This window comes from Priestia sp. AB (assembly GCF_028369225.1).
Taxonomy (GTDB): Bacteria; Bacillota; Bacilli; order Bacillales; family Bacillaceae_H; genus Priestia; species Priestia megaterium.
The window spans coordinates 91250-114729 of the sequence record NZ_JAQMYN010000013.1 but is presented as its reverse complement, the minus strand read 5'-3'; the positions used below and the strand labels follow the sequence as shown (position 1 = coordinate 114729).

General features: G+C 34.2%; 27 protein-coding genes and 2 pseudogenes. 14 read left to right on the top strand and 15 right to left on the bottom strand.

What is annotated here, in order from left to right:
- Positions 1-193: 193 nt before the first annotated feature.
- Positions 194-775, bottom strand: a complete 582-nt coding sequence (locus POF52_RS26120) for a TetR/AcrR family transcriptional regulator (protein WP_271996312.1) — start codon at positions 773-775, stop codon at positions 194-196.
- Positions 776-1104: 329 nt separating this feature from the next.
- Between POF52_RS26120 and POF52_RS26115 the strand changes: the two genes are divergently transcribed.
- Complete coding sequence (locus tag POF52_RS26115; RefSeq protein ID WP_271996299.1) at positions 1105-1764, top strand: SDR family NAD(P)-dependent oxidoreductase; 660 nt, start codon at positions 1105-1107, stop codon at positions 1762-1764.
- 230 nt (positions 1765-1994) lie between these two features.
- Here POF52_RS26115 and POF52_RS26110 read toward each other — a convergent pair whose 3' ends face one another.
- Positions 1995-2399, bottom strand: a complete 405-nt coding sequence (locus tag POF52_RS26110; RefSeq protein ID WP_271996295.1) for a hypothetical protein — start codon at positions 2397-2399, stop codon at positions 1995-1997.
- Positions 2396-2598 (bottom strand): annotated as a pseudogene (locus POF52_RS26105) (helix-turn-helix transcriptional regulator). The gene POF52_RS26110 and the pseudogene POF52_RS26105 overlap by 4 nt, the downstream one beginning before the upstream one ends.
- Positions 2599-2926: 328 nt before the next feature.
- On the opposite strand from POF52_RS26105, the gene POF52_RS26100 reads away from it, so the two are divergent.
- The gene (locus tag POF52_RS26100) at positions 2927-3154 is read left to right on the top strand and encodes a helix-turn-helix transcriptional regulator (protein WP_035336035.1); all 228 of its coding nucleotides are present in this window, start codon (positions 2927-2929) and stop codon (positions 3152-3154) included.
- Position 3155: 1 nt separating this feature from the next.
- On the top strand, positions 3156-3506 hold the full coding sequence (locus POF52_RS26095; RefSeq protein WP_271996290.1) for a DUF2178 domain-containing protein: 351 nt from the start codon (positions 3156-3158) through the stop codon (positions 3504-3506).
- 125 nt (positions 3507-3631) lie between these two features.
- Here POF52_RS26095 and POF52_RS26090 read toward each other — a convergent pair whose 3' ends face one another.
- Together POF52_RS26090 and POF52_RS26085 are read right to left on the bottom strand one after the other, a co-directional pair.
- Positions 3632-4417, bottom strand: a complete 786-nt coding sequence (locus POF52_RS26090) for a MerR family transcriptional regulator (protein WP_271996288.1) — start codon at positions 4415-4417, stop codon at positions 3632-3634.
- Positions 4418-4599: 182 nt separating this feature from the next.
- A complete protein-coding gene (locus POF52_RS26085) occupies positions 4600-4869 on the bottom strand; it encodes a YesK family protein (RefSeq protein WP_271996285.1) in 270 nt (89 codons plus the stop codon).
- 436 nt (positions 4870-5305) lie between these two features.
- On the opposite strand from POF52_RS26085, the gene POF52_RS26080 reads away from it, so the two are divergent.
- From POF52_RS26080 to fabZ, 3 genes are read left to right on the top strand one after another with little or no spacing between them, the layout of a single operon-like run.
- Positions 5306-6295 (top strand): ketoacyl-ACP synthase III, encoded by a 990-nt coding sequence (locus POF52_RS26080; protein WP_271996283.1) that lies wholly within the window; start codon positions 5306-5308, stop codon positions 6293-6295.
- A gap of 7 nt (positions 6296-6302) precedes the next feature.
- Positions 6303-6893: a lysophospholipid acyltransferase family protein gene (locus POF52_RS26075; protein WP_271996280.1), complete on the top strand. Its 591-nt coding sequence runs from the start codon at positions 6303-6305 to the stop codon at positions 6891-6893.
- A gap of 14 nt (positions 6894-6907) precedes the next feature.
- The gene (gene fabZ / locus POF52_RS26070; protein WP_271996277.1) at positions 6908-7342 is read left to right on the top strand and encodes a 3-hydroxyacyl-ACP dehydratase FabZ; all 435 of its coding nucleotides are present in this window, start codon (positions 6908-6910) and stop codon (positions 7340-7342) included.
- A 359-nt stretch (positions 7343-7701) separates the two neighbouring features.
- On the opposite strand, the gene POF52_RS26065 is transcribed toward fabZ, so the two are convergent.
- Positions 7702-7947, bottom strand: a complete 246-nt coding sequence (locus POF52_RS26065) for a hypothetical protein (RefSeq protein WP_098804300.1) — start codon at positions 7945-7947, stop codon at positions 7702-7704.
- Between the two features lie 29 nt (positions 7948-7976).
- Positions 7977-8666 carry a hypothetical protein gene (locus POF52_RS26060; protein WP_098804299.1) on the bottom strand — a complete coding sequence of 230 codons (690 nt, stop codon included), beginning with the start codon at positions 8664-8666 and terminating at the stop codon, positions 7977-7979.
- 260 nt (positions 8667-8926) lie between these two features.
- Between POF52_RS26060 and POF52_RS26055 the strand changes: the two genes are divergently transcribed.
- The 5 genes from POF52_RS26055 to POF52_RS26035 all read left to right on the top strand — a co-directional run bounded on the left by POF52_RS26055 (position 8927) and on the right by POF52_RS26035 (position 13517).
- Complete coding sequence (locus POF52_RS26055) at positions 8927-10192, top strand: Y-family DNA polymerase (protein ID WP_271996272.1); 1266 nt, start codon at positions 8927-8929, stop codon at positions 10190-10192.
- A 13-nt stretch (positions 10193-10205) separates the two neighbouring features.
- On the top strand, positions 10206-10538 hold the full coding sequence (locus tag POF52_RS26050; RefSeq protein ID WP_271996271.1) for a YolD-like family protein: 333 nt from the start codon (positions 10206-10208) through the stop codon (positions 10536-10538).
- A gap of 107 nt (positions 10539-10645) precedes the next feature.
- Positions 10646-11848, top strand: coding sequence for a macrolide family glycosyltransferase (locus POF52_RS26045; protein WP_271996269.1), 1203 nt, complete (start codon positions 10646-10648; stop codon positions 11846-11848).
- Positions 11849-11876: 28 nt separating this feature from the next.
- Positions 11877-12440 (top strand): dihydrofolate reductase family protein, encoded by a 564-nt coding sequence (locus POF52_RS26040; protein ID WP_271996267.1) that lies wholly within the window; start codon positions 11877-11879, stop codon positions 12438-12440.
- A 228-nt stretch (positions 12441-12668) separates the two neighbouring features.
- A complete protein-coding gene (locus POF52_RS26035; RefSeq protein ID WP_271996265.1) occupies positions 12669-13517 on the top strand; it encodes a sialate O-acetylesterase in 849 nt (282 codons plus the stop codon).
- Positions 13518-13924: 407 nt separating this feature from the next.
- Here the strand turns inward: POF52_RS26035 and POF52_RS26030 are convergent, their stop codons facing one another.
- Positions 13925-15316: an MFS transporter gene (locus POF52_RS26030; RefSeq protein WP_271996263.1), complete on the bottom strand. Its 1392-nt coding sequence runs from the start codon at positions 15314-15316 to the stop codon at positions 13925-13927.
- A 120-nt stretch (positions 15317-15436) separates the two neighbouring features.
- The gene (locus POF52_RS26025) at positions 15437-16009 is read right to left on the bottom strand and encodes a cysteine hydrolase family protein (protein WP_271996261.1); all 573 of its coding nucleotides are present in this window, start codon (positions 16007-16009) and stop codon (positions 15437-15439) included.
- Positions 16010-16124: 115 nt separating this feature from the next.
- Here POF52_RS26025 and POF52_RS26020 point away from each other — a divergent pair, with 115 nt between their 5' ends.
- On the top strand, positions 16125-16727 hold the full coding sequence (locus tag POF52_RS26020; protein ID WP_271996259.1) for a TetR/AcrR family transcriptional regulator: 603 nt from the start codon (positions 16125-16127) through the stop codon (positions 16725-16727).
- 143 nt (positions 16728-16870) lie between these two features.
- Here POF52_RS26020 and POF52_RS26015 read toward each other — a convergent pair.
- From POF52_RS26015 to POF52_RS26005, 3 genes and pseudogenes are all read right to left on the bottom strand, one after another.
- Positions 16871-17351, bottom strand: a pseudogene (locus POF52_RS26015) (hypothetical protein).
- A 368-nt stretch (positions 17352-17719) separates the two neighbouring features.
- Complete coding sequence (locus POF52_RS26010) at positions 17720-17845, bottom strand: hypothetical protein (RefSeq protein WP_271996257.1); 126 nt, start codon at positions 17843-17845, stop codon at positions 17720-17722.
- A gap of 30 nt (positions 17846-17875) precedes the next feature.
- Complete coding sequence (locus tag POF52_RS26005) at positions 17876-18151, bottom strand: GlsB/YeaQ/YmgE family stress response membrane protein (protein ID WP_271996255.1); 276 nt, start codon at positions 18149-18151, stop codon at positions 17876-17878.
- Between the two features lie 496 nt (positions 18152-18647).
- Between POF52_RS26005 and POF52_RS26000 the strand changes: the two genes are divergently transcribed.
- Positions 18648-19628, top strand: a complete 981-nt coding sequence (locus POF52_RS26000; RefSeq protein WP_271996253.1) for an aldo/keto reductase — start codon at positions 18648-18650, stop codon at positions 19626-19628.
- An 844-nt stretch (positions 19629-20472) separates the two neighbouring features.
- Here POF52_RS26000 and POF52_RS25995 read toward each other — a convergent pair.
- The 3 genes from POF52_RS25995 to POF52_RS25985 form a co-directional block, all read right to left on the bottom strand.
- Positions 20473-20721, bottom strand: coding sequence for a hypothetical protein (locus tag POF52_RS25995; RefSeq protein ID WP_098476520.1), 249 nt, complete (start codon positions 20719-20721; stop codon positions 20473-20475).
- Positions 20722-21436: 715 nt separating this feature from the next.
- Entirely contained in the window at positions 21437-22270 is an 834-nt protein-coding gene (locus POF52_RS25990; RefSeq protein WP_271996250.1) for a DUF5677 domain-containing protein, read from the bottom strand.
- Between the two features lie 294 nt (positions 22271-22564).
- Entirely contained in the window at positions 22565-22918 is a 354-nt protein-coding gene (locus POF52_RS25985) for a hypothetical protein (RefSeq protein WP_016766716.1), read from the bottom strand.
- Positions 22919-23329: 411 nt separating this feature from the next.
- Here POF52_RS25985 and POF52_RS25980 point away from each other — a divergent pair, with 411 nt between their 5' ends.
- Positions 23330-23470 (top strand): YolD-like family protein, encoded by a 141-nt coding sequence (locus tag POF52_RS25980; protein WP_271996246.1) that lies wholly within the window; start codon positions 23330-23332, stop codon positions 23468-23470.
- The last annotated feature ends 10 nt before the right edge of the window (positions 23471-23480 follow it).

The window sequence follows — 23480 nt, the reverse complement described above, 5'->3', positions numbered from 1 at the left end:
AGGGTTCTAGGTGGGGCCTTGTTTCTTCTTTATGCAGTTTTTTATACATCCTTGATATAACGCTGATTACCCAAGGCTTAAGTGACAGAAAAATGTATAAAAATCTCACCTTTTATACGTATGCTTGTACGGTAAAATATAGTCTATATGGCGACTGAATTCCAAAAAGAATTGATATTTAACATAAGTTTCATTAAAAGAAATACTTACTCATGCCATTTTTAAATATAGGTAGGGTCTTAGTCACTAGCTCTTCTGGTGAAATAAGTCTTCCGTCCTTATTCCATGAGTATGTAGCTCCGTATATACTCCAACTCAGTATAGTAGATAGGGTTGTTACCAATTGTTTATCTTCTAATACAATGGTATTTTTAGTGCCTTTTAGCACAAGATCAGCTATTAGCTTTTGTAACTCTTCTTTAATTTTACTTTCTATAATAGTTCCTAAAGAATTGTAACCTTTAGGACATAAGTCACTTAACTCTTTATGGTGATCACACATGGCTAGAAAAATATTCGCAATGACTTCTTCATTGAATCCCTCGTGACCATTTAGTCTTTTTTTCAATTTGTCTGTAAAAGTATTGGTGATGGTGGAATGTAATAAATCAAATTTATCGTCAAAGTGCGCATAAAATGTAGCACGGTTAATAGTAGCCTTTTCAGTGATATCACGTACCGTTATATTGTTGAAATCTTTTTCACTAGCTAACGAAATAAAAGAGTCTACAATCAATTGTCTTGTACGAAGTATTCTCGGATCTTTTTTTGGCATAATCAATTTTTTCTTCTCCTTTTTAGGCTACACAATGGTGTTTAAAAACGACAATATAATAGAAGTGTTGTGTAAACAACATATTAGCCATTTTGGTGGTTGTTAATAGTTCTTTTTCATCTTATCATCAATTATACAACGCGCGTTGCTTAAATAACACATGTTTTTGTGGAAGGGTTTTGATCAAGTAAATTGTTGTGATCTTTCAGAATCATACCCAAAAGATTGAAAATGCGATTGGTTCTTAATAAATAAAGTAGTACCTATTGTAACAAATGAACTCTCTTAGAAAAAATAATTAGCTAAGAAGTTATGGAGGGAATTATATTATGAAAAATATTGTAATTGTTGGGGCAGGACCAGGATTAGGAATGTCTATTGCGAAGAAGTTCGGAAAAAACGGATTTCGTGTAGCGCTTATAGCCCGTAATGAAGAAAAGTTGAACCAACTGGTTATTGAACTAGAACAATTAGGCATTGAAGCAGCATCATTTCAAGCTGATATATTAAATAAAGCCCAAATTAGTTTAGCTTTCGCAACGATCAAAGAGAAATACGGATTTATTGATGTGGTTGAATACAGTCCAACTCCAAGTATTGATACAGTAACAAACGCATTAGATGTAACAGAAGAAAATGCGCTATACCAATTTCAATTCAACGTTTTAGGTGCGATATCGAGTATTCGAGAAGTGCTTCCGGATATGTTGGATAAACAAAGTGGAGCTCTGTTATTTACGACAGGCGGAGCCGCAGTCAATCCAGTACCAATGATGGGCAATGTCGGAATTGCAGTTTCCGGTCTTCGTAATTATATCCTCAATTTGAATAGTGAATTAAAGGACAAAGGTATTTATGCAGGGCATATTTCGATCGGAATCTGGATGCAACCGAATTCGGGAGTTCAAGACAAAATCGCCGACATTTGGTATGACATGTACACCAAAAGAGATCGAATCGAAGAATTTATTACGGAAGATAAAGTATGAATCGGGTAGATTGAAAATCAATCATCTCAGGTATAAATCCGGCATCAATCACCAAAAAAGTAGCCGTTTTTATGTGTCCGTACATGTATTTTATTTACTATGATAATTACTTTAACGTCTTGTAATAGAATTGAATATATCGTTCGCAAAAGTATACATTTTTAGTTATCATAATCAACGTTATATGAACTAAAAAGCCTAGAAACATAATGCTCTAGGCTTTTTAAACATTATCTATAACGTCTCGCAGAAAAGAATTGAACAATTGGAAAGATAACCAATGCCAGGCATAACGCTGCAAACAAAGAAATATTTCCAAAATCATTTTTTCTTACGAAAATAATACGATCTAAAATCCAAAGAATGAAAAGACCTATAGTTAAGATATGATAGCTTCTTTTAGCACTCATCCTAGCAATTTTCTTACCCATCTCATCTTTTTGAATTTGTCGATCAAATCCCCACGTAGCAAGTTGACATAAAGTAGTAATAACCAAAACTATTGCTATAACTCTCGTTACCCCTAATCTAACTCCATCTTTAAAATCTGTTATATAAATCGTATACATTGCAAAAGCGCAGCTTAGTAAAATAATGGCAGTCCATACATAATTATTTTTTACATTTTTCATCATAAATTCCCCCTGTTTTTGTATAAAAATAATTCATCTACACTAACATTCAAATTTCCTGCTAACTGAAATGCTAGCTCTAAGCTTGGATCGTACTATTCTCAATCGCATTAATCGTTTGTCTCGATACATTGCAAGCATTAGCTAGCGCTTCTTGAGATAACTTTTTAGATTTCCTTAGTTCTTTAATTTGATTATCCATACTCTCAACCCACCCCTAAAATGTAAAAAACATTTTACATTTATAGTGTATGGTAATATTTTCATTATGTCAAATATCTTTTACAAATGTCTATTTTTTTCGTATGTAGCATACAAACTTAGTTAACATAATGTGCTTTATAGACAGTGAGAAAGAATTTATATTTTCGATTAAAGATGGAAAAAGGGTTAGATTCCTCGCTAAGAGTCTAACCCTTTTTATTATTATAAATCGTATAATAATATTTATCTTTTGTATAAGTTTACTTTACCTTTATATAAGTTTGTTGTATTGTTTGTTTGTAGTCAAAAAAAGGAAGGTGAATACATTGAAAGAAAAAAATGGTGACTACGTTGAAAATAAAGTGTATGAGCACCGAGTTTTAAAAAGAATGTCTCAAAAAGAATTGGCAGACGCTGTAGGAGTATCCAAACAAACCATATATGTGATGGAGAAAAATAATTATTCTCCTTCCCTCGTTTTAGCTTTTCGAATAGCTAATTTCTTCGACGTAGACGTTAACGATATTTTTAATTATGTGGGAGGACGTGACTGAGATGATAACTGACAAAATAGAAGATGCTATTTTTACCCCTTTAAAAACCTGGACAGAACAATCAAATAGTAACTGGAATATGCTGATTGGGATTGGACTGTTATCGCTTATAATTGCAATGATATTGGTATACGTACTTCAAAAGAAGATGGGTATGAGTGTGTCTGATGAAAGAACAAGTCAAATAAACTTAAAAAGTGCCCTTGTTATGTTAATTGGAGTCATCTTGTGCGACCTAATCTTCCCCAAAGAATATATGTGGCAAATTTTCTTCTTATTTAAATATTCCCTCGCATTCCTTGCTGCAGGTATATATCTTGCTGTTCGATATAAAAAGGATTTCTTAAACTAAAAAATTGTGTATACCATATTCAGAAGTAGTTAACATATTGCGAATTCTAAGTAGTTAAAGAAACCTATAGAATTTTCTATAGGTTTCTTTAACGATCTTGAATAATAAGGTTAGCTTTTAAAAAATTATTTATCATTATGTTGGTTTGGATTATACATTCCATTTTGAACCATATAATATTCTATTACTTGGTCTAACCATTTTTCTTCTTCCTCTGTATAAGGTGATGCCATCATCCTTTGAAAGTCTTCTATTTCCTCGTCCTCTAATTTTCCAAAAGCATGCATAGCCTCCTCACCAACATATTTAAGAGATGCCTGCCAATGTTTATTGGCCAACTCTTGTACTTCTGGGTCATGAACTGGTTTTCCAGCTAACCTTTTCACTTCTCTCGATAAATCAATAAATTCTCTATCTAAGGACAAATTCTCCTCATCAGATTTATTATAAATCTTATCTGCAATCTCTTTAGAAGTGAAATGTTCAAGCCATGTACGTTGATCTTCTTCATTTTGAATGTTATTAATCAAACTAATTAATATTTCACTTGGAACATCCTCTTGATCTCCTAATAAAGAAATCGTCTGATTAATTGCCTTCAGAACTTTGTCTAAATGCTCCTTTTTCTTCTCAAATGCTTTTTTCTGTTGAATTAAAGTGTTCTCTAGGTTTAAGTTCAGATTTGTATTTGTTAACATTAATCCTATTTCTTCTAGGTTATAACCTAAGAATTTTAATGCTAAGATTTTTTGAAGTTTTACTATATGGTCCTCTCCATATAGGCGATGGCCAGAACTGAGATCTTTTTGAGCTTTGAGTAGCCCTATTTCATCGTAATAATGCAACGTCCTTATTGAAACACCCGTTTTCTTGGAAAATTTACCAATTGAGAAACCTAAATCGTTACCCAACTTACATAACCTCCTTACAACCCATTATTAATCTAATTAGTTTCATCATAATACCTAACGTAACTGGAGGTTCAAGTGTTAATTCTTAAATATACATTTGTAGTTAATATAATGTGACTTATCAGTACAAAAAAGCCTTTAGATTTATAAATCTAAAGGCTTCAAATATGCTTAACACTTTATTAGTTATATCTGATCAAAAGCTTAGTAAAAATAAGTCCACTTAATGATGGGAACAATAAATAAGCTCCTAGTGCTCCTAAAGCCATTCCGTCCCATCCGCCTACTACCAAAATGCTAATTGTAATTATAGTTAAAGAAATGACAAACCCAATGTTAAAAACTTTATCCCCTATGTGTTTATCAGAGTTTCTTTTTCTTTGAAGCGAATGAAATATATATGCCAATATTAAAGCAGCTATAATCGTTCCTAAAATTATCTTAACATCCATAGAATCCCCCTTTTATCCTTTTAATTCCATTTTAACAATAATATTGAGTGAAATCACTATGTATATGACATACAAGGCTAGTTTACATAAACACTCTTTCTCGTACACATGTAAGAAACGAGTCCATGGTACACAAGGGCTCGTTCGTTATTTGAATTTATCGTTTATCCAGCTTTTTATAAAGGTTTGATGCAAGAAAAATGATAAAATGAATGTATAAAAAATTTGCGTTTTACACATATGTTTACTAACGTAAGCTTCTTATAAGCTTACTAAATAGAAACCTCTTCCGAGTACAATTTGGGAGAGGTTTCTATTTTTATTATTAAGCTCGGGTGATCTTAATTTACAATTTTTTCATATAAAACATTGACTTTATTAGTACCTAGTACTAATATCAATTTATATAACTTAGTTATAAAGAAGGGTGAATACAATGAAATCAACTGCACGTATTACAGCAATAGGCACATACGTACCAGAAAAAAGACTTACGAATGACGATTCAGAAAAAATTGTGGATACGAACGATGAATGGATTGTGAAACGAACTGGCATGAGGGAAAGAAGAATTGCCGATGAAAACGAGTATTCCTCTGACCTAGCTATTAAAGCAATTGAAAACTTAGTGGAGCAGTATCAAAAAGAGTTAAAGGATGTAGGATGTATCGTTGTCTCAACTACAACACCCGACTATGCATTTCCAAGCGTGGGAGCCCAAATACAAGATTACTTTGATATTCCTACAACTGGGGCGCTAGACTTTAACGCTACCTGTGCTGGCTTTACATACGGATTACACATGGCAAACGCCTTTATTACATCTGGACTTCATAATAAAGTCTTAGTCGTAACTGCAGAAACGTTATCAAAGGTTACAGATTATACAGATCGAACTACCTGTGTTCTATTTGGGGATGGAGCTGCAGCTGTTTTGGTGGAAAGTGATGCAGAGCGCCCAAGTTTTATTGCTACGCATATCGGTACAAATGGAAAGGGAGGTAAACATGTATACCGCACCAATTTATCTACTACCATGCATGGACAACCTTTGAGTTCGAGTGGCAAGATGGTGCAAAACGGAAGGGAAGTATATAAGTGGGCATCTCGAACAATTCCTTTAGGTATGGCTGAATTGCTAGAACAAGCAAATCTACAAAAGAGTGAAGTAAATTGGTTCGTTCCACACAGTGCCAATTTACGAATGGTTGAGTCTATATGTGAAAGATCAGAGTTTCCAGTTGAGAAGACATTAACTAGTGTCGAGTACATGGGAAACACTTCTTCCGTTTCCATTCCTCTAGCACTACAAATAGGGATAAACGAAGGGAAATTAAAAGATGGAGACGTTCTCTTACTCTATGGATTTGGAGGAGGCCTTACCCACGCAGGTCATATTATTAAATGGGATTTAGGTAAGGAGTAAATAATCAATGTATACCTTTGCAACAAGATTTCTACAGCTTATACTATTTTTGATGAACGGAAGAATGAAAACAGTAAACAAAGAAAAACTTCCTCAAAATGATCCGTTTATTGTTGTGTGTACGCATAAAAGCTGGATTGATGTAGTGTGTTTAGGAATAGCATTATATCCGACTCCTATTCACTTTATGGCTAAGAAAGAGTTATTTAATAAGATTTTTATCAAAAAGCTTTTAAAAAAATTAAATGCATTTCCTGTAGATCGAAGTAAACCTGGACCCAGTGTCTTAAAAATACCTTTGCAATTGCTAAAAAAGAAACAAGTAGTAGGGATCTTTCCAAGTGGAACAAGAAACTCAGAAGAGAAAGCGTTAAAAAATGGAGCTATTCATATTGCTTCAAGGGGAAGTGTTCCTATTATACCAGCAGTATATGTAGGACCACATACCATAAAAGGCTTATTAGGAAGAAAAAGAAGATTTATGATTTTAGGAGATCCTATTCATGTACCTAAAATGACTAAAGATAAAGAAGTTGTTACAGAAAAAACAAACGCAGTGATTTCAAAAGTATTTAAAGAATTAAAAAGTAATGTTTAGAAGGAGAAAAAATTGTGCTGGATATCCAAGAAATTCAAAGAATTATACCCCATCGTTATCCCTTTTTACTAATAGATAAAATTATTGAATTAAGAGAAGGAGAAAATGCAATTGGGGTTAAGAACGTTACAGCCAATGAGGAATTCTTTAATGGACATTTTCCTGACTATTCGGTTATGCCAGGTGTATTGATTGTTGAAGCTTTGGCTCAAATAAGTGGAATTATAATGCTGCAAAAAGGAGAAAATCATGAAAAAATAGGCCTTTTAACTGGTATTGAACATTGTCGTTTTAAGAAACAAGTTCGTCCAGGGGATCAATTATACTTAGAAGTAGAAATGACACGCGTCCGAGGAGCTGTTGCAAAAGCTCATGGCGTTGCTAAAGTAGATAATAATATTGTGTGTGAAGTAGATTTAACATTCTTTCTTTGGAATAATGGGAAGTAAGCAAATTTCAATATATACAGGTAGTTAACATATAGGTTCCTTAAATAATCTAGACAAAGAGGACCAACAAGACACTCCAAGTAGATCCTTCATCAAAATGATGTAGGATCTTTTCATTTACTTCTATGAATGAAGTGCGTCCGTAAAAGTATACTTTTACGGACTGTGTGTTTGTATAAAAAATTTATCATTCTCGACGTTCGTTTAAATTTAAAAACAATTTACGAACGTTCTTTAAAATGCATGTAGTTTTACGAACGCTTTTAGCAAACTAATAGATTGAAAAGTCTACTTCCTATAATCAAACTTATGTGAACTAGAATATAATAAGAGGCCGGGACAAAACCCAGCCTCTTAGATTATCTATATAAATTTTCTACAGGTTTACCTAAATTGTTTATATCTTGAGTAATATTTAAAATGATTAAATAATGATCTTGGCTTTTTCGTTTACCAAGAAAAACAACTTGGTGAACTTCAACTAAATCATTTTCATATTCTTTGTTAGTTTCACACATTTCATATAAAGTGCTACCAAACTCAGTATTATCCCAATTAGCTATATCAAGCTCTATAAAAACTTGGCTTTTTTTTACGTTACTCATTTGTTGTCTACCCCTTATCTATAGCATAATTAGAATGCTAGTGGAAATTGCGTACTCTTTGCAGAATTGCTTTTATTTATTATAACTCTATGATCTCTTGTCGAAGTATCTGAGGTACTAATATTAGAATCAAAACGTTTAGCGTAAAAAACTTGAGTATTTCCTTTTTTATCAGTTTGTGACCATTTATTATCGTAATTATTCATAGTTTCTTCTCTTAATTTTTTGACATCAACATTGCGACCATATTGAGTATCATTAGGTGTAGATTTTTTCTTTGGATTATACTTATGCCTATCATATGCGTGCTCATTGATAAAGCTTGATTTGTTCATTCCACCATTTAATTTATATGGAACAGTGTTATTCTTTCCCTTTTTAGGTTTACCTCTTCTTTTTAAAGCTTCAAAAGTACTTGTAGAAGCATCAGATACAACAGCCGTGATAGCCCCACTTGTGTTTGTAGTCACTTGTAAATTGATATCGTAACTAACTCCATCTTCAAAAAAAGCAGTATATGTAACTTTGTTGATTGCATCGCTCTCTAAAATCCCTGCATTTTTAAGTTCATCTAATCCATATACTTCAATTTTTTCTTCCAAAACTAACTTCTGAAATTCATCATCGTTCCATTCATCTGCGTAAGATATACTGCTAAACGAAAATAGACCTAAAATCATTAATAAAAAGGCTTTAACTAAAATTCGATTCTTTACCAATTGATTTTCTCTCCTTTTTCATATTTTGTCAACAATGAGAAATTATACTATATAAAAACAGAAATGTAACAAAAATATACATAAAAATAATAATTTGTTATTTTTTTAGTTATATAGACTTGTCTGTAAATTGATTAAAAAAGATATGTCATATTGTAGTAACAATAATCGGGAAAACTTTAGAGTTTTTGTTGAATAAAGAACGTTTGTTCGTATATAATACAGAGAACAAACGTTCTTTTATTTAAGGAGTTCTTTCGATGGATTATGGGCAGCTACCAAACAGAGTGATTATATGTATCGACATGAAGGCGTTCTTTGCTTCCGTTTCTTCTGTCATACGGAGCTTAGATCCGTTGAAAACAAGGCTTGCGGTGGTAGGAGATATCAAAAGGTCAGGATCGGTTGTGTTAGCTGCCACACCTTTATTAAAGAAAGAAGGAATCAAAACGGGAAGTCGCCTTTTCGACATTCCTAAAAGGAAAGATATCCATGTGGTGAATCCATCCATGGAGAGATATATCAAGGCTTCGAACTATATTTCGAGTTTGGTGTTACAGTATGTGGCTCCTGAAGACTTTCATGCCTACAGCATTGATGAGTTGTTTATTGATGCGACAGCTTCTCTGCATTTATTCGCTCAAACACCAGAAGAATTAGCTCATAAAATCATCAACGAGATTTATCGCAAGACACGGCTGACAGCTACCGCAGGTATCGGTCTGAACCTCTTATTGGCGAAAGTGAGCTTAGATCATGAGGCCAAGAATAGCCCAACAGGAGTTGCGTATTGGCGATATGAGGATATTCCCTTTAAGTTGTGGTCCATTCATCCGATGAAGGATTTCTGGGGGATCTCGTCTGCTACGGAAAGACGCTTACACCGGTTAGGCATTCACTCCATAAAAGAACTCGCTCTTTCTTCAAAAGAGATGTTACAAAAAGAATTTGGCATCTTGGGCGAAGAACTTCATCAACATGCGAACGGGATTGATTACAGTCGCATTTCGGATGTGTACATTCCTAGCTCTCGTTCCTTTGGAAAAAGTCAGATTCTCTTTCGCGATTATACAAACCGAAAAGAGGTGGAGTTATTGCTGTTGGAGCTATTGGACGATGTTTGCTTTCGTTTACGCATGCATCAAGTGGTGGCTCAAACGATCCATTTATCGATTGGTTACAGCAAACAAACAGGTGGCGGCTTCTCCAGACAAAAGAAAATGGGAAGAGCTTCAAACTTAAGCCAAGATATCTTTCCGTATTGTTTAACCATTTTACATACGTATGATAGTGGCATGCCGATTCGCTCCATTGGCATTTCATTATCAAACACCAGCATTCAGGAAGAGGAGCAAATGAGCTTATTTGAGGATATCGATCAGCGTGAAAGAGCCTATACTCTTGCCAAAACGATTGATGAGATTCGGCTGCGTTATGGGAAGAATAGTGTATTACGTGCGTCTAGTCACCTTCCTTATTCCACAGCTCGTTATCGAAATGGCCTTATGGGTGGCCATAAAGCGTAAGGAGGAAAAAGAGATGGAACCTAGAGGAATGAAAAAATGGCGTCCATTCGCCACTATGCCAGAGCAATACATAGGATTAAAGGAGATTATAAATAAGCAAGCAGAAGTAGCTCAACCTGTTTTAACAGAAGAGCAAATGGAACAAATTAATTTCACCTTAATTGAAGCCTTACATACAAATAAACAAGTGTATCTTACATACTATAAGAGAGGACAATGCATAACAGAGACAGGATTCATTCAGTTTGTTGATTCTCTGGGGAATTTGTTTATTTTTATCGATGAAGTATTCGAATTAAAAAATAAAATGAGGTTAAGTGAGCTAATTGATGTTCGATTCGTTTAAACTTAGGATAAATTCAGTTTCATTATTTAAGTTAAGCAAGAGTTTGCAGCAGTGCTCCTTACTCTTATATAAAATCTAGAGAACATCTTACTTAAGGAGTGATTATAATGGCACGTGTTCTATTTATTAATGGTGGATCAGAAGGACATATCAATCCAACAATTGCAGTTGTACAAGAGCTTATTTCGCGTGGAGAAGAGGTAGTATATTTTTCAATAGAAGCTTTTCGAGAACGTATTGAAAAGACAGGAGCTGATGTACGAACATTTGACGGTCAAAAATTTTTAAAAGCCTTTATCTCAGGTGGAAGAAATTATTTACCAGAAAGAATCAACGGTCTTTTACATACGGCGGATATCATTATACCTAGCGTTCTTGAACAAATCCAGGGAGAACATTTTGATTACATCATTCACGATTCGATGTTTGGTTGTGGACGTTTACTTTCCCAAATTCTAAAGCTCCCTGCAACTAATTCATGTACATCTTTTGCTCAAAATGAACTATCATTTAAAAGAATGTACGAACACCTTTCGCAAAGTATTCCACCAGAACATGCTAACAGGATAAATAGTGATTTTCAAAGCCTAACAAGAAAGATTAAAGAAAAATATGGGGTTGAAATCACTTCTCCTTATGAAGTTTTTTGTAATCCTGCCCCACTTACTATTGTATATACAACTAGGGAGTTTCAACCTTTTCGAGAAACATTTGATCAAACGTACAAGTTTGTAGGACCATCCATTCCTGCAATGGAAACACAAGGAAGCTTTGACTTTTCTGTATTAAAAGGAAAAAGTCTCATTTACATTTCATTAGGTACAGTTTTTAATCAAGAAATTGATTTCTATAAACTTTGCTTTAAGGCTTTTGAGAACACTGACTATACCGTTGTTATGTCTATTGGTGGAAAAACTCAACTATCTGATTTAGGGAAGATTCCTAAAAACTTTATTGTAAAAAATTACGTTCCCCAAACTGAAGTGCTAAAGTACACGAAATTATTTATCACACATGGCGGAATGAATAGCACCAATGAAGGTCTCTATTATGGGATTCCACTCATTGTAATCCCACAAAGCGCTGATCAGCCAGTAATTGCTCAACAAGTTGAGAGCCTTGGAGCTGGCATTAAGTTACAAATGCAAGGGTTGACTGTAAGTCACCTATGTAAAACCGTGGATTATGTGTTAGGACATCCTTCCTTTCATAAAGCTCTAACAGATATAAGAAAATCTTTTCAAAAATCAGGGGGATATCAGCAGGCTGTAGATGAGATTTTCACATTTAAAAGACAATACAATATTTAAATATAGAACATGTAAAGGTGGAGATTTTATGTCCAATAACATAAGGTCTAGAAGAGTAATTTTAGATTTAGCAGTTACTTTAGATGGATTTATTGAAGGGCCAAACGGAGAGATTGACTGGTGTATCATGGATCCTGATATGGAGTTTACTCATTTCTTAAATCAAATTGATACTATTTTATATGGAAGAAAAAGCTACGAATTATGGGGAGAATACACTCCGGAAACTGGAGATTCTGATACTGAAAAAGAAATGTGGGAATTAGTTCACAGCAAAGAAAAGTATGTTTTTTCTAGGACACAAAAAAGGGCTGATCATAAAGAAATATATATAAATGATAATATTTTGGAAGAAGTAAATAAATTAAAGAAAAAGCCTGGAAAAGATATCTGGCTATATGGTGGAGCAAGTCTTATTACAAATTTTATACATTTAGGGCTTGTAGATGAATTTAGATTATCGGTTCATCCTGTTGTTTTGGGAAGTGGAAAACCTTTATTTATTGACATAAAACAAAGGTTAAACCTTAAACTGGTTAATACAAAAACGTTTTCTTCTGGCGTTATCCAGCTGTGCTATCGCCTTAAATGATAATTAATCAAATTCAAGAAAGCTTTTTTAATAAGAGTAAACAGAAAAGAGTGATGAACCTGGAAGAAATAAAGGAGCAAGAGATAGATCTTACTAAAGTGTATGAATACGCTGAATTTCCGGATAAAATTTTATCAAGACCTAAATCATAAAAAGTCTAATTAAACTATAGTTATAAATCTACTTAGTCTAATTAGACTATTGTAAACAAAGAAAGAAGGTATTTCTATGAAATCTATATTATTAATTGGACAATCAAATATGGCAGGCAGAGGATTTATTGAGGATGTACCGCCGATTTATAATGAGCATATAAATATGTTGCGAAACGGTAGATGGCAAACGATGGCAGAACCACTTAATTTTGATCGTCACATATCTGGTGTTGGGCCGGCAGCCTCTTTTGCTCAAGCTTGGACAGAGGATTATCCGGGCGAGTCCATTGGGGTAATACCATGTGCCGAGGGAGGAAGCTCAATTGATGAGTGGGCAATTGACGGACTATTAACAAGACACACGATTTCTGAAGCAAAATTCGCAATGGAAACAAGTGAGTTAGTGGGAATTCTGTGGCATCAAGGAGAAAGCGACAGTTACGGAGAACGTTATAAGACGTATGAAGATAAATTGCTTTCATTATTTAAACACTTGAGAGAAGAATTGAATGCACCAGATATCCCGATTATTATCGGTGAGTTAGGACATTACCTTGGAGATGTCGGATTTGGAAAAAGCGCTGTAGAATATAAACAAATAAACCAGATATTATCTAAAGTTGCCCATACTGAAAAAAATTGTTATTTTGTAACATCAAAAGGCTTAACAGCAAATCCAGATGGCATTCACATTGATGCCGTCTCCCAAAGAAAATTTGGATTAAGATACTATGAGGCTTTTTCAAAACAAAAGCATGTTTTAGATATTTTGGACGTTGAGCATGAATGGATTGAAAAGGAAGCAAAGCGTGAACTAACTAAAAATGAACGTATATTTGTGGAAAGTATGAAGTTTGCCTTGGGAAAATTAAGTTTTGAGGAGTTTTCTATTAATGTCTCTACTATTAATGAAAGTAAGTAAAGCAGAATTAAAAGGTTGATACATATCGGTTGTGTGCAATATGTATCAACCTTTATTTTTAATTATTATCATTATAGGTATAGTTAATAAAGTTAGTGGCAGATGCGATCACTGCAACTCAGCTTACTTCAAAAGTTTGGTGAAAGCTGGCGTTTTCTTGCGCGAATGCCGAAACTGCGGAATGAAGAAGGTATCTAAGCTAGTAGATTACATAGGGGGTACCATCAACAAAATGTGCATTTTTCCCACTAAGGAATTTACAGTAATAAAAAGCCCAATTTCTCAATTTATTGACTGAGAAATTGGACTTTTTCGTTACCACATAAAAGCGTCCAATCGTTGAAGTTTATTACTAAAATCTTATTGCAGATAAGCATGCCGAAGTGTAAATACAGCATTTTAAACGGTCATCTGTTTTTTTCAATTTTACTCAGAGATTGATCGAAAAGGGTAACAATCAGAATAAAACAAATAACTAAACTAAATAGTGCTAGATGATGGATTCCTTTTGTATTTGCTTCAGATTTAAAAAATAATCCGTTTGCGGCAGAAGAAAGTATAGCTCCCATGTACATAAAGGTTCTTAATAAACCAGCTGAAGCACCAATGTGTTTGGATGAAGCCTGAAAATAGAGAGCATTTTGGTTAGCTAAATTCAATATCCCTTGTGGAATTCCAAATAGAATAGCAATGATAACAAGATAAATAAGACTGCTTGAATGATTTGTAAATAGGAGCAGTGACATAGCAATAGCCTGAACGACACTCCCTACAATCAGTTTCATACGAATTGCCGGATTTTTTCCGGTTGTTTTAGAAACGATTATAGATGTTAAAAACATCGGCAATAACAACAAACCAGAATGAGAAGGAGATAGTCCCCTACCTGTTTCTAACCATTGAGTATATCCATAAAGGAAACTGTACGATACAGTAGCTGAAAGCAAGCCTCTCGCATATGTTAATAACAAAGGAGTATTGCCTCCTAGTAATCGTAAATCTATAAAAGGATTTTTAATTTTTAACTCAAAGGCAGTAAAAATAGCACCGGAGATTGTTGCAATTAGCAATAAATATAGATGATTCCAATTAGGATTCATTAAGAAAAAGAGCCCTGTAATTAACGTAATTCCAAAGAACAGGATACCAATAAAATCAATAGAGGAACACTTACTCTCTTCTCTAAGGGAATCTTCTGAAGTTCTTGGAAAACGGAAGTAGCCCAAGAGTACACAAGCTAATGACAAAGGAATATTTACGATAAATATACTTTGCCAACCACCAACTTCAATAAGTAACCCCCCTAAGGTAGGACCAACAACGGCAATGGTTTGACTAGCAATCGATAATAATGTAAGTATACTTGCCGGACTGTCTTTACCTGTTCGTTCTGCTTCACTCCGAATAAGATACATAGCAGCAGGGTAACCAGCGCAGGTTCCAAAACCAAGTAAACATCGTGCAACCACTAACCACCAAAAATCAGGAGCAAAAATCGCAATTAGACTAGAAATTCCTACTAATGATGTTGCGATTAAAAAGAGGATTCTGGGACCAAAAACATCAATTAGCTTTCCGACGACTGGCTGTCCAATTGCTGTCGCAAGATATAAAGCAGACACAAGCCATGCTGTCTGGGAAGGTGGTACTCCAAACGCCTGCCCAATTGGAATTAAAGCAACTGAAATGATAGAAGAGTTAATTGGATTTAGAATGGACCCTAAAACCATTGGAGTAATCAGCTTTTGTTTAAAATGATCTTTCTTTTTATCCTTTTTGCTGTTACTAAATATAGACAAATTTATTCCTTCCTTCATTTTATCTTGAAAGGTTCCATAGCTACAAAAATGGGTTTGTAAATCATTAAAAATAAATTAGTAGGGTCTGTTTTCGTCATAATGAAAACAAACCCTATTTGTTTAATTTAATGTAGCAATCCAGGATTGGACCGTTAACACATCGGCTTGACGTGGAAATACCTTTTCCATGAGAACTCGATGAACCTCTGGATCCGAATCAAAACAAGCGTCTTCTAGTACTTTTATTTCAAAGTCTTTGTCTGCTGCTTCCCTTAACGTTGATAAAACTACCCCACTTGTAGCAATTCCACTGAGGACAAGTGTCTGAATTTGCTGTGATCGTAGGATTACTTCAAGATTACTTCCACAAAAAGCACTTACTCGATACTTCGTAATGACAGGTTCATTTCCCTCAGGTTGAATGGATTCATGAATTTGTGTTGCTTTATCATGAACTGTCATGGCACCGTATTTAGATATAGCTGAAAATGCCTTATTTTTTGGACTAATTTCAGGATACCCCTTACTAAACCCCACTCTGATAAAAATAACTGGAAGAGCGTGTTCACGGGCTGCTTTTACTGCCTTCTGATAAGGAATTATTGCTTCCTCTATATTTTCTCCTAAATGTGGCACAATGCCATTTTGTAAATCCATTACTAGTAATGCGGTTTTCTTACTTTGATTTTGCATAAGTTGTAATTTCCTCCTTTTTTATTTAGAATTTAAACGGAGACTTCTCCTCTTTATATTAAGTGGAGACTTCTCCGTTTGTCAAGATGAGTATTAATTTATAGGATGTGATAGCATGGTAAATGAAGAGAATACACCCCGTACTCGGCCTGAGCGACGTGATGCTGCAAGGAATCGTCAACGAATATTGGATACAGCTCATACACTATTTGAGCAATATGGTGTAGAACAGGTAAGCATGAATCAAATTGCTACAAAAGCACAAATTGGTCCAGGGACCCTTTATCGCCGTTATCGAAACAAAGGTGAGTTATGTTTAGATTTGATTAAAGACAGTATTGATCTATTTTTCGATGATATTGAAGCATACTTGCAAGAAAGTGAAACCGTTCCGGCTGAAAAAAAATTGAAAGAAGTCATAAGCTCTTTTATTTGTTTCAGAGAAAAAAAAGCACAACTACTTACAGGAGTCGAGGAAACGAAGTCAATTAAATCCCGAGCTCAAAGCCCTTTATATATTGAATTACATCAAATATTGGTTCAGCTATTTGACGAAATGAGAGGAAGAGAGCAAAAACCTTATTTACACAGTGCCTTTAAAGCCGATATGATGCTATTGGCTTTAAGCAGCGATTCGTATTTTTTTCAAAAAAACGTGCGGGGTTATTCACCTGAGGAAATATTAAATCTTCTCTGTTCAACTTTTATTTCTGATTAATCACAAAAAAAATCCCCTAAACTTAATGGGAGTCGATAGAGAATTTAAGGGATAGAGTGCTATCCCTTCTTTACGCTTATTGACGTTAATTTGACTTTATTTATTTCTCATTAGGATCTGGAAACATCATTATTCCAGCTTTATTAATCAGGGTTACATGTTATTTTTCCATATCTCAATGCATCATAGATAGCACGTCGATCGCTTGAATTTGTTTCTGTATATTTGATCGGCAGTAGCGAGAAGACAATATAATAAACAGAAAAATAGACAAACTGGTAAGAAAAGAGACTTGCTGAAAGGATGTCATCTATAACTAAACCATTTATAAGGAAAAATAGAAGCTAAATTGGCAATGGCACCTCCAGCATAGACACAAGCATGGGTAAATCGGTTGTCATATTTTAGTTTTTCATATACACAAAAAGAATCCAAAAAGTAAACGGATTTTATTTTAACTTTCTTCCATTTGAAAATTGTTTTTCCTTTTCCAATGGTAAAATCCCCTCTTCCTCCGAAAAAGATTGCCATGATAGAATGACCTAAGTGGTGAACAAGAGATACAAGTGGTAGTACAAGTAAGAAAGAAAACAAGAACTTAGGCATATCACTGAATCCAAACACACTTCCATCTCCTTTATTATGAAATGATTTACTAAATGGTTAGCTTATCAAGGTAGATAAAGTCTATTTGATAGTGGACAGGTATGCCCCAACAGGGGATCTGCCTTTTTTAATCATATGTACACCCCTTCGTTTGGCACTTCGAAAGGACTTTAATCAACGTATAGGAACAATTGATTTTTACTAAAGCAGTAGTTAAAGTGATTAATGCCCTTTGAACCTTGCCTATGAATAATAATACCTTAAACATTCTTCATAACAATAAACGACCCTATGTATCGTAACCAAAGTTACTAAGGTCGCTTATGCTATATTCTGATTTATTATTTTTTTATCTTTTTCTTTGTAATGAAATATCTGGTTTCTCATTAAGTTTCTGACAGAACTTCGCTATCATGATTAATTTGATCGAACAAATAAGTAAGGTAAGATTCTAATTCAAATTGATTATCTTCAACAAAATCATCTAACACAGGCTTACTTTCTTTTCCCATTTTTAATCACTCCAACTTAATTTTTTCAGTTTATTTTGCATGATGACCATGATTGTTTTTTTGTCCCATTTTTCTTAGAACAAAGCTTACAATTAACACCAGAATGATTGCTCCAATAATGGATGGAATGATAGCAAAACCACCAACGACTGGTCCCCAACTTCCCAAGATCAGACCACCTAACCAAGAACCAATAAAACCAGCGATAATATTACCGATAATGCCTCCAGGAACGTCACGCCCTGTAATTAAACTGGCAAGCCAACCGATAATTCCACCTACAATTAGCATCCATAGAATTTCCATAAATCACTCTCTCCTTTTGAAATAGTTAGTTGACTTTACCCCCGACTAAAACTCATTAACCCTGTTATTTTTTTCCTTAATAAAGTTTTTCTCCTGATGTACCAAAATCGTATAGCTTTGCTTGCAATCTATTTTTGTTCATTTGGACAACATCAAATGTCTCGTCCATTTCATAAGAAGAATAAGCTATTAGGTCAATCCCAAGCATAAAAAAAGAGCACATATTCCATTACCATCTAACGATCACCTTCTGCGGTATCGTTTCTTTTTTATTTCTGAGAGTAGACAAACAAGCTTACTGAAGTAGCGACATAGTATCTAAGAAATTACTACTCCATTCATGAATCAGTATCTATTCCTTTAATGTTACCGCTTATCTTTGCCCCAAAACCCTTATTCTTTACTCATTTCTTAATCCTAGATTATAATAAAATCAGTTATATTCAGATTATTTTAACTATTATAGGCCTTAATTTAAGCAGGAAGGATGATTAATATGAAGAAAAGAACACTTGGAAAATCCGATTTAGAGGTTTCATCTCTTGGTTTAGGCTGTATGGGCATGTCTGATTTTTACAGCGGACGAAATGATGACCAATCAGTAAAAACCATTCATCGTGCCATCGAACTGGGTATCAATTTTCTTGATACAGCAGATATGTATGGCGTTGGCCAAAATGAAAAATTAGTTGGTCAAGCTATTAAAGATCGACGTGATCAAGTTATTATTGCTACAAAGTTTGGGAATGTAAGAGGGGAAGATGGATCATTTTTAGGAGTTAATGGCCATCCAGACTATGTAAAACAAGCTTGTGATGCAAGTCTATCCCGCTTAGGAGTAGATTATATTGATCTTTATTATCAGCATAGAGTAGATCCTAATGTTCCAATTGAAGAAACAATTGGTGCGATGTCTGAATTAGTTCAAGAGGGAAAAGTACGCTACCTTGGCATGTCTGAGGCAGCTCCTCAAACGATCCGCCGTGCTTATACAGTACATGAAATAACAGCTATTCAGACGGAATATTCACTATGGAGCCGAGATGTCGAAGACGAAATTTTACCTGTTATCCGTGAGCTTGAAATTGGATTTGTAGCCTACAGTCCTTTAGGAAGAGGCTTTTTAACAGGGCAAATTCAAACATTTGAAGACTTGGCAGAAGATGATTATCGTCGCTTTTCTCCTCGCTTTCAAGGAGAAAACTTTACAAAAAATTTAGATCTTGTGAATCAAATTAGAGAATTAGCAAGAGAAAAAGACTGTCAGCCTTCACAGCTGGCACTTGCTTGGATTCTGTCTCAAGGAGATGATATTGTCCCGATTCCAGGAACAAAACGAATTCAATATCTAGAAGAAAATATTGGAGCCCTTAAAATTCAATTATCCAAAGAAGAACTTTATCGTATTAATGAAGTAGCCCCAAAAGGTGTGGCAGCAGGAGAACGTTATCCGGATATGAGCAGTGTTAATTTGTAAGGTGCTGGTGCAAAAACATTCACTAGAAACATAGAGATCCTGTTCCCTTTAAGTTACTAGCTTATGAAACTAATCCAAAAAGTTGATGGATGAATTTTTTATTTTTTTGGACAGACGTCACCCTATGCTAGGCCCAGGTCGTTATAGAGTGAAAAGAGAAGGGCTTCCCTTCTCTTTTTTTATTCAATCATGTTTTCACTCTTTTTAAAACTTGAGGCGTATGATTCATCAAGCTCCCACTGCCCCTACTTACATTCTGCTTTAGTCGTTAGGACATCCTTCAATTTCTCGTCCATTTTATGAAAAAGATAGGCCAATAACTAAACGCAAGCATATAAAAAAGGAGCACATACAGTAAATAACATGTTTTTAGCAGTATTTCTCACAAGTAACGATTCTGTTTTCGAATCTATACCAAATTTGTTTAAGGTAGTTAACTATGAACCTGGGGTTACACTTATTTGGTCGATTATTAAATTTAGTGGTTTTTATATCTTATGTATAAGGAAAATGAAAAAAAGAAGAATCAACTAACGAAGATCAGCTTATGGCTTAAATTATGAAAACAAATAACCAAATAGGATGGGAGATGTAACATAGTGAGTGGAAATAACAATGAAAAGCAACCATTGACTCGTGCAGGTAGAAAGCATAATCACTTAGCTACTCAACATCGTATTTTAAGTGTACTAATAGTACTTGCAGCTATTGTTGCAATATACTTGGTTGTAAGGACAATAGTTTTATAGAAAGAGCAACCTTTAGAGTTGCTTTCCTTATTGGGTCCTTCACCTATTGTAGATAATCACCCTACTTGTCTGTAACAGAAAATACGTCCAAAATGTTAGGCGTTTTTTTCGAACGTTACAACATATGTTTCATTATTTATTAGTTGAAAATACGTCTTTGGATATGATCCGATATAAATAGGTAATCTACCTTTTTCTTTCTCCGTATAAACGTTGTAACCAAGCCTATCGACAGTCTCAAATCCGTAATACTCTTGCTCTTTTCTAATGTTTAAGCCTTCAGCCAAACCATCTATGACACATATAATTTTTATAAATTCAATCTCTCTCTTTTTTTCACTCATATTCTCACTCTCCCACTTATTGCTTTCCGTATACTCGGAATTATCTCATATCAAAAAATGTTACTCCATACGCCAATCGACCCTATTAGAGTAAATACTTTGGTTTTGATGCAAAGGCCTCAATTGACTTGTAAACAATCTCTAAAATTTTGACATGTACAAAAAGCTCGTCAAAACAGTAGCATTTGCTCTACAGGAGCAAAGGTTTTTTAAAATTCAGGGATTGGGGAATACTTTATTAGCTTGAATTAATTTAGGTATTTATGTAATTATTTATAGAAATACATAAAGTATTCATCAAAAATCTAGGGTTTTTTATGTAGAAAAGCCTCCTAATTTGATTGGATGTGAGATGCCCGTCATTTCTGACAATTGCCCTTGTGTAAGACCTCTTTCTTTTAGTAGCTCTCGCAATCTAGGCTTTATAGTTACCATGTTCATTTCTCTAACTTGATTTCAATTTATAATCCTTTAGTAACCACTCCTGTAGGTTGTCCACCTTTTAATGATTACGCGGTAAAGCATGAATTGTATTTCGACGAGGGGTTGACGGAGCAGTTTGATTTTTCAACAGATATTTTCCGAACGGTTCAAAATGTATATATTAAAACAATCATGAAGACAGCAGGGATCAGGTGCCGATTTTATGATAAATTGAATTACCTTATTGTGATGAAGAGAGGGCAACTTCAGAGGTTTGCTCTCTCTTTTTTTATTAAGCAAATCTTATTTCAAGATATTTTCCACACTCTTCATGACCTGTTTCTATCTGTCTATTAAGGCCAACTAGTAACATTTGGCTTAATAAATGTATAGAGAGATTAACCAAGCTAATTACTGTACCCGCTTGAGAAGCAACGCTCTGACTTTGAAGGTTATGTACTAGTGAAGTACTATGAGCAGCATTGGATGTAGAAGGATACAGCTTTTGGTACATTTTTTCATTACCTGTAATTTCACAAAGAGTCTTGAAGTTTATATTCTTTTTCTTTTTCTCCTGGTCTGTCAAATCAGGATGGTTTTTGATGTCTTCAGATAGTGGAATGAAATACCAATCTTTTCTTTCTTTATAATTATTTTCTATGAAGCTATATTTTTCTTGGAGAGGGCCTTCCGTTCTATTCTTAAATTGTATAAAATAAGGATCATATTTATAATCTGGATCGTTCTTATGTTCCTCTAGTTTGTGGTACTGAGCAAAAATCGTATAGTCTTCATAATACTTCATATTGGCCTCAAAGTTTTTATTGATATACATTAAATTAGCATATGTTTCAAATAAGGATCGTACTATATTATAGCTTTGAGTTATACAACCTATAGTAACTGTGCTGTGTATTACCAGTACATCGGATAAAACTTTAGACAAAAGGGTTTTATATCCTTGGGGCATTGTATCAAAGACGCTTTCTTCATACATGAGAAAATGAGCAAATGCATATTGTTTCTTCAAACTTTCTAAAAGTGGTTTGTATGATATGCATCTTTTTTCTTGTAAAACGGCAATCTCTTTTTCTAGGTTGTTACTATACTCCTCTAATTGCTCCAAAATTGGATTCCCCTTCAATATACTCCCTCCATTTTAAACGTTATATATAAAATATTCCCCATTTTTAAGAAAGAAACACATATAAACATAGAAAAAGAGCCTATAAATTTCATAGACTCTTTGATTGATTCTTTATATATACTTCTTCATTCCACAATTCAAACATTCACGTAGAAACTTGCCTTTACCTACACTATTTTTGAAATTAACTCCATCGCAGTAGATATGGGCAAAAGAAAGCTGCTCTAAATATAATACAAAAAAAGAAAGCAGAGGTTTGCTCTCTTTTCTTATTTATACTACACCAGATAATACATTAGAAATATCGGTTTTTTTAGTTGCTAATCTATTTTTACCATTCATATACTTTACCCATGCTATTATATTAGATAATAGAGACCTTCGATCCCCATCACAATAAAATGCAGATACAAGACCGTAAGCAAGCTCTACACTTATTTCATAGTTATTACCAGTCTTCGTATCCAGTATGAAATGAGATTGAATATCTTTTGTATGGTCATTACTATCTACTATTTTATAGGCATCTACAATTCGAAACTGTCCGATCATAAACAACTCTTTATAGCCACTCTGTATCTTATTTTCAACTTGAGAATAACTAATTTCTTTCATCCAGAACTTCATAAAAAACACTCCTTTGGAATATTTTTTTATCATTACGCTCCGTAATGTATTCTTCGTTCTTTTGAGTTTTTCCTTTATAAAAAGACAAAAACCCCTCGACAGTTTCCGCAGGAGTCTAGGGGGTTTTCAATAACAGATATCACAACAGGATTGTACATAAAGAGCTGCAAAGTGAGTTAGGCTTTACATCTACAAGCGTAGAGATTTCTAAAGATGAATATTCATATGAGGACAAATTACTCAATAGAAAAAGCCACTTGTATAAAACAAGTGGCTCTTTGCTACGTTGAATACATTAGATTATTCACGTATCATTTCCATCGCTATTATAGCATAACTTATCGATTTGTCTAATACATCTCGTTTTACTACAACTGAAAACAGGAGACATACAACCTATAATGCTACTGAATGCCGGAGCAATACATAGGATTACAGGAAGTCATAAACAAGCAAGAAGAAGTACCTCAACCTCTTTTAACAGAAGAGCAAATGGAACAAATCAATTTTACCCTGATTGAAGCCTTACATACAAATAAGTTAGTGCTTTAGATAATAGGAA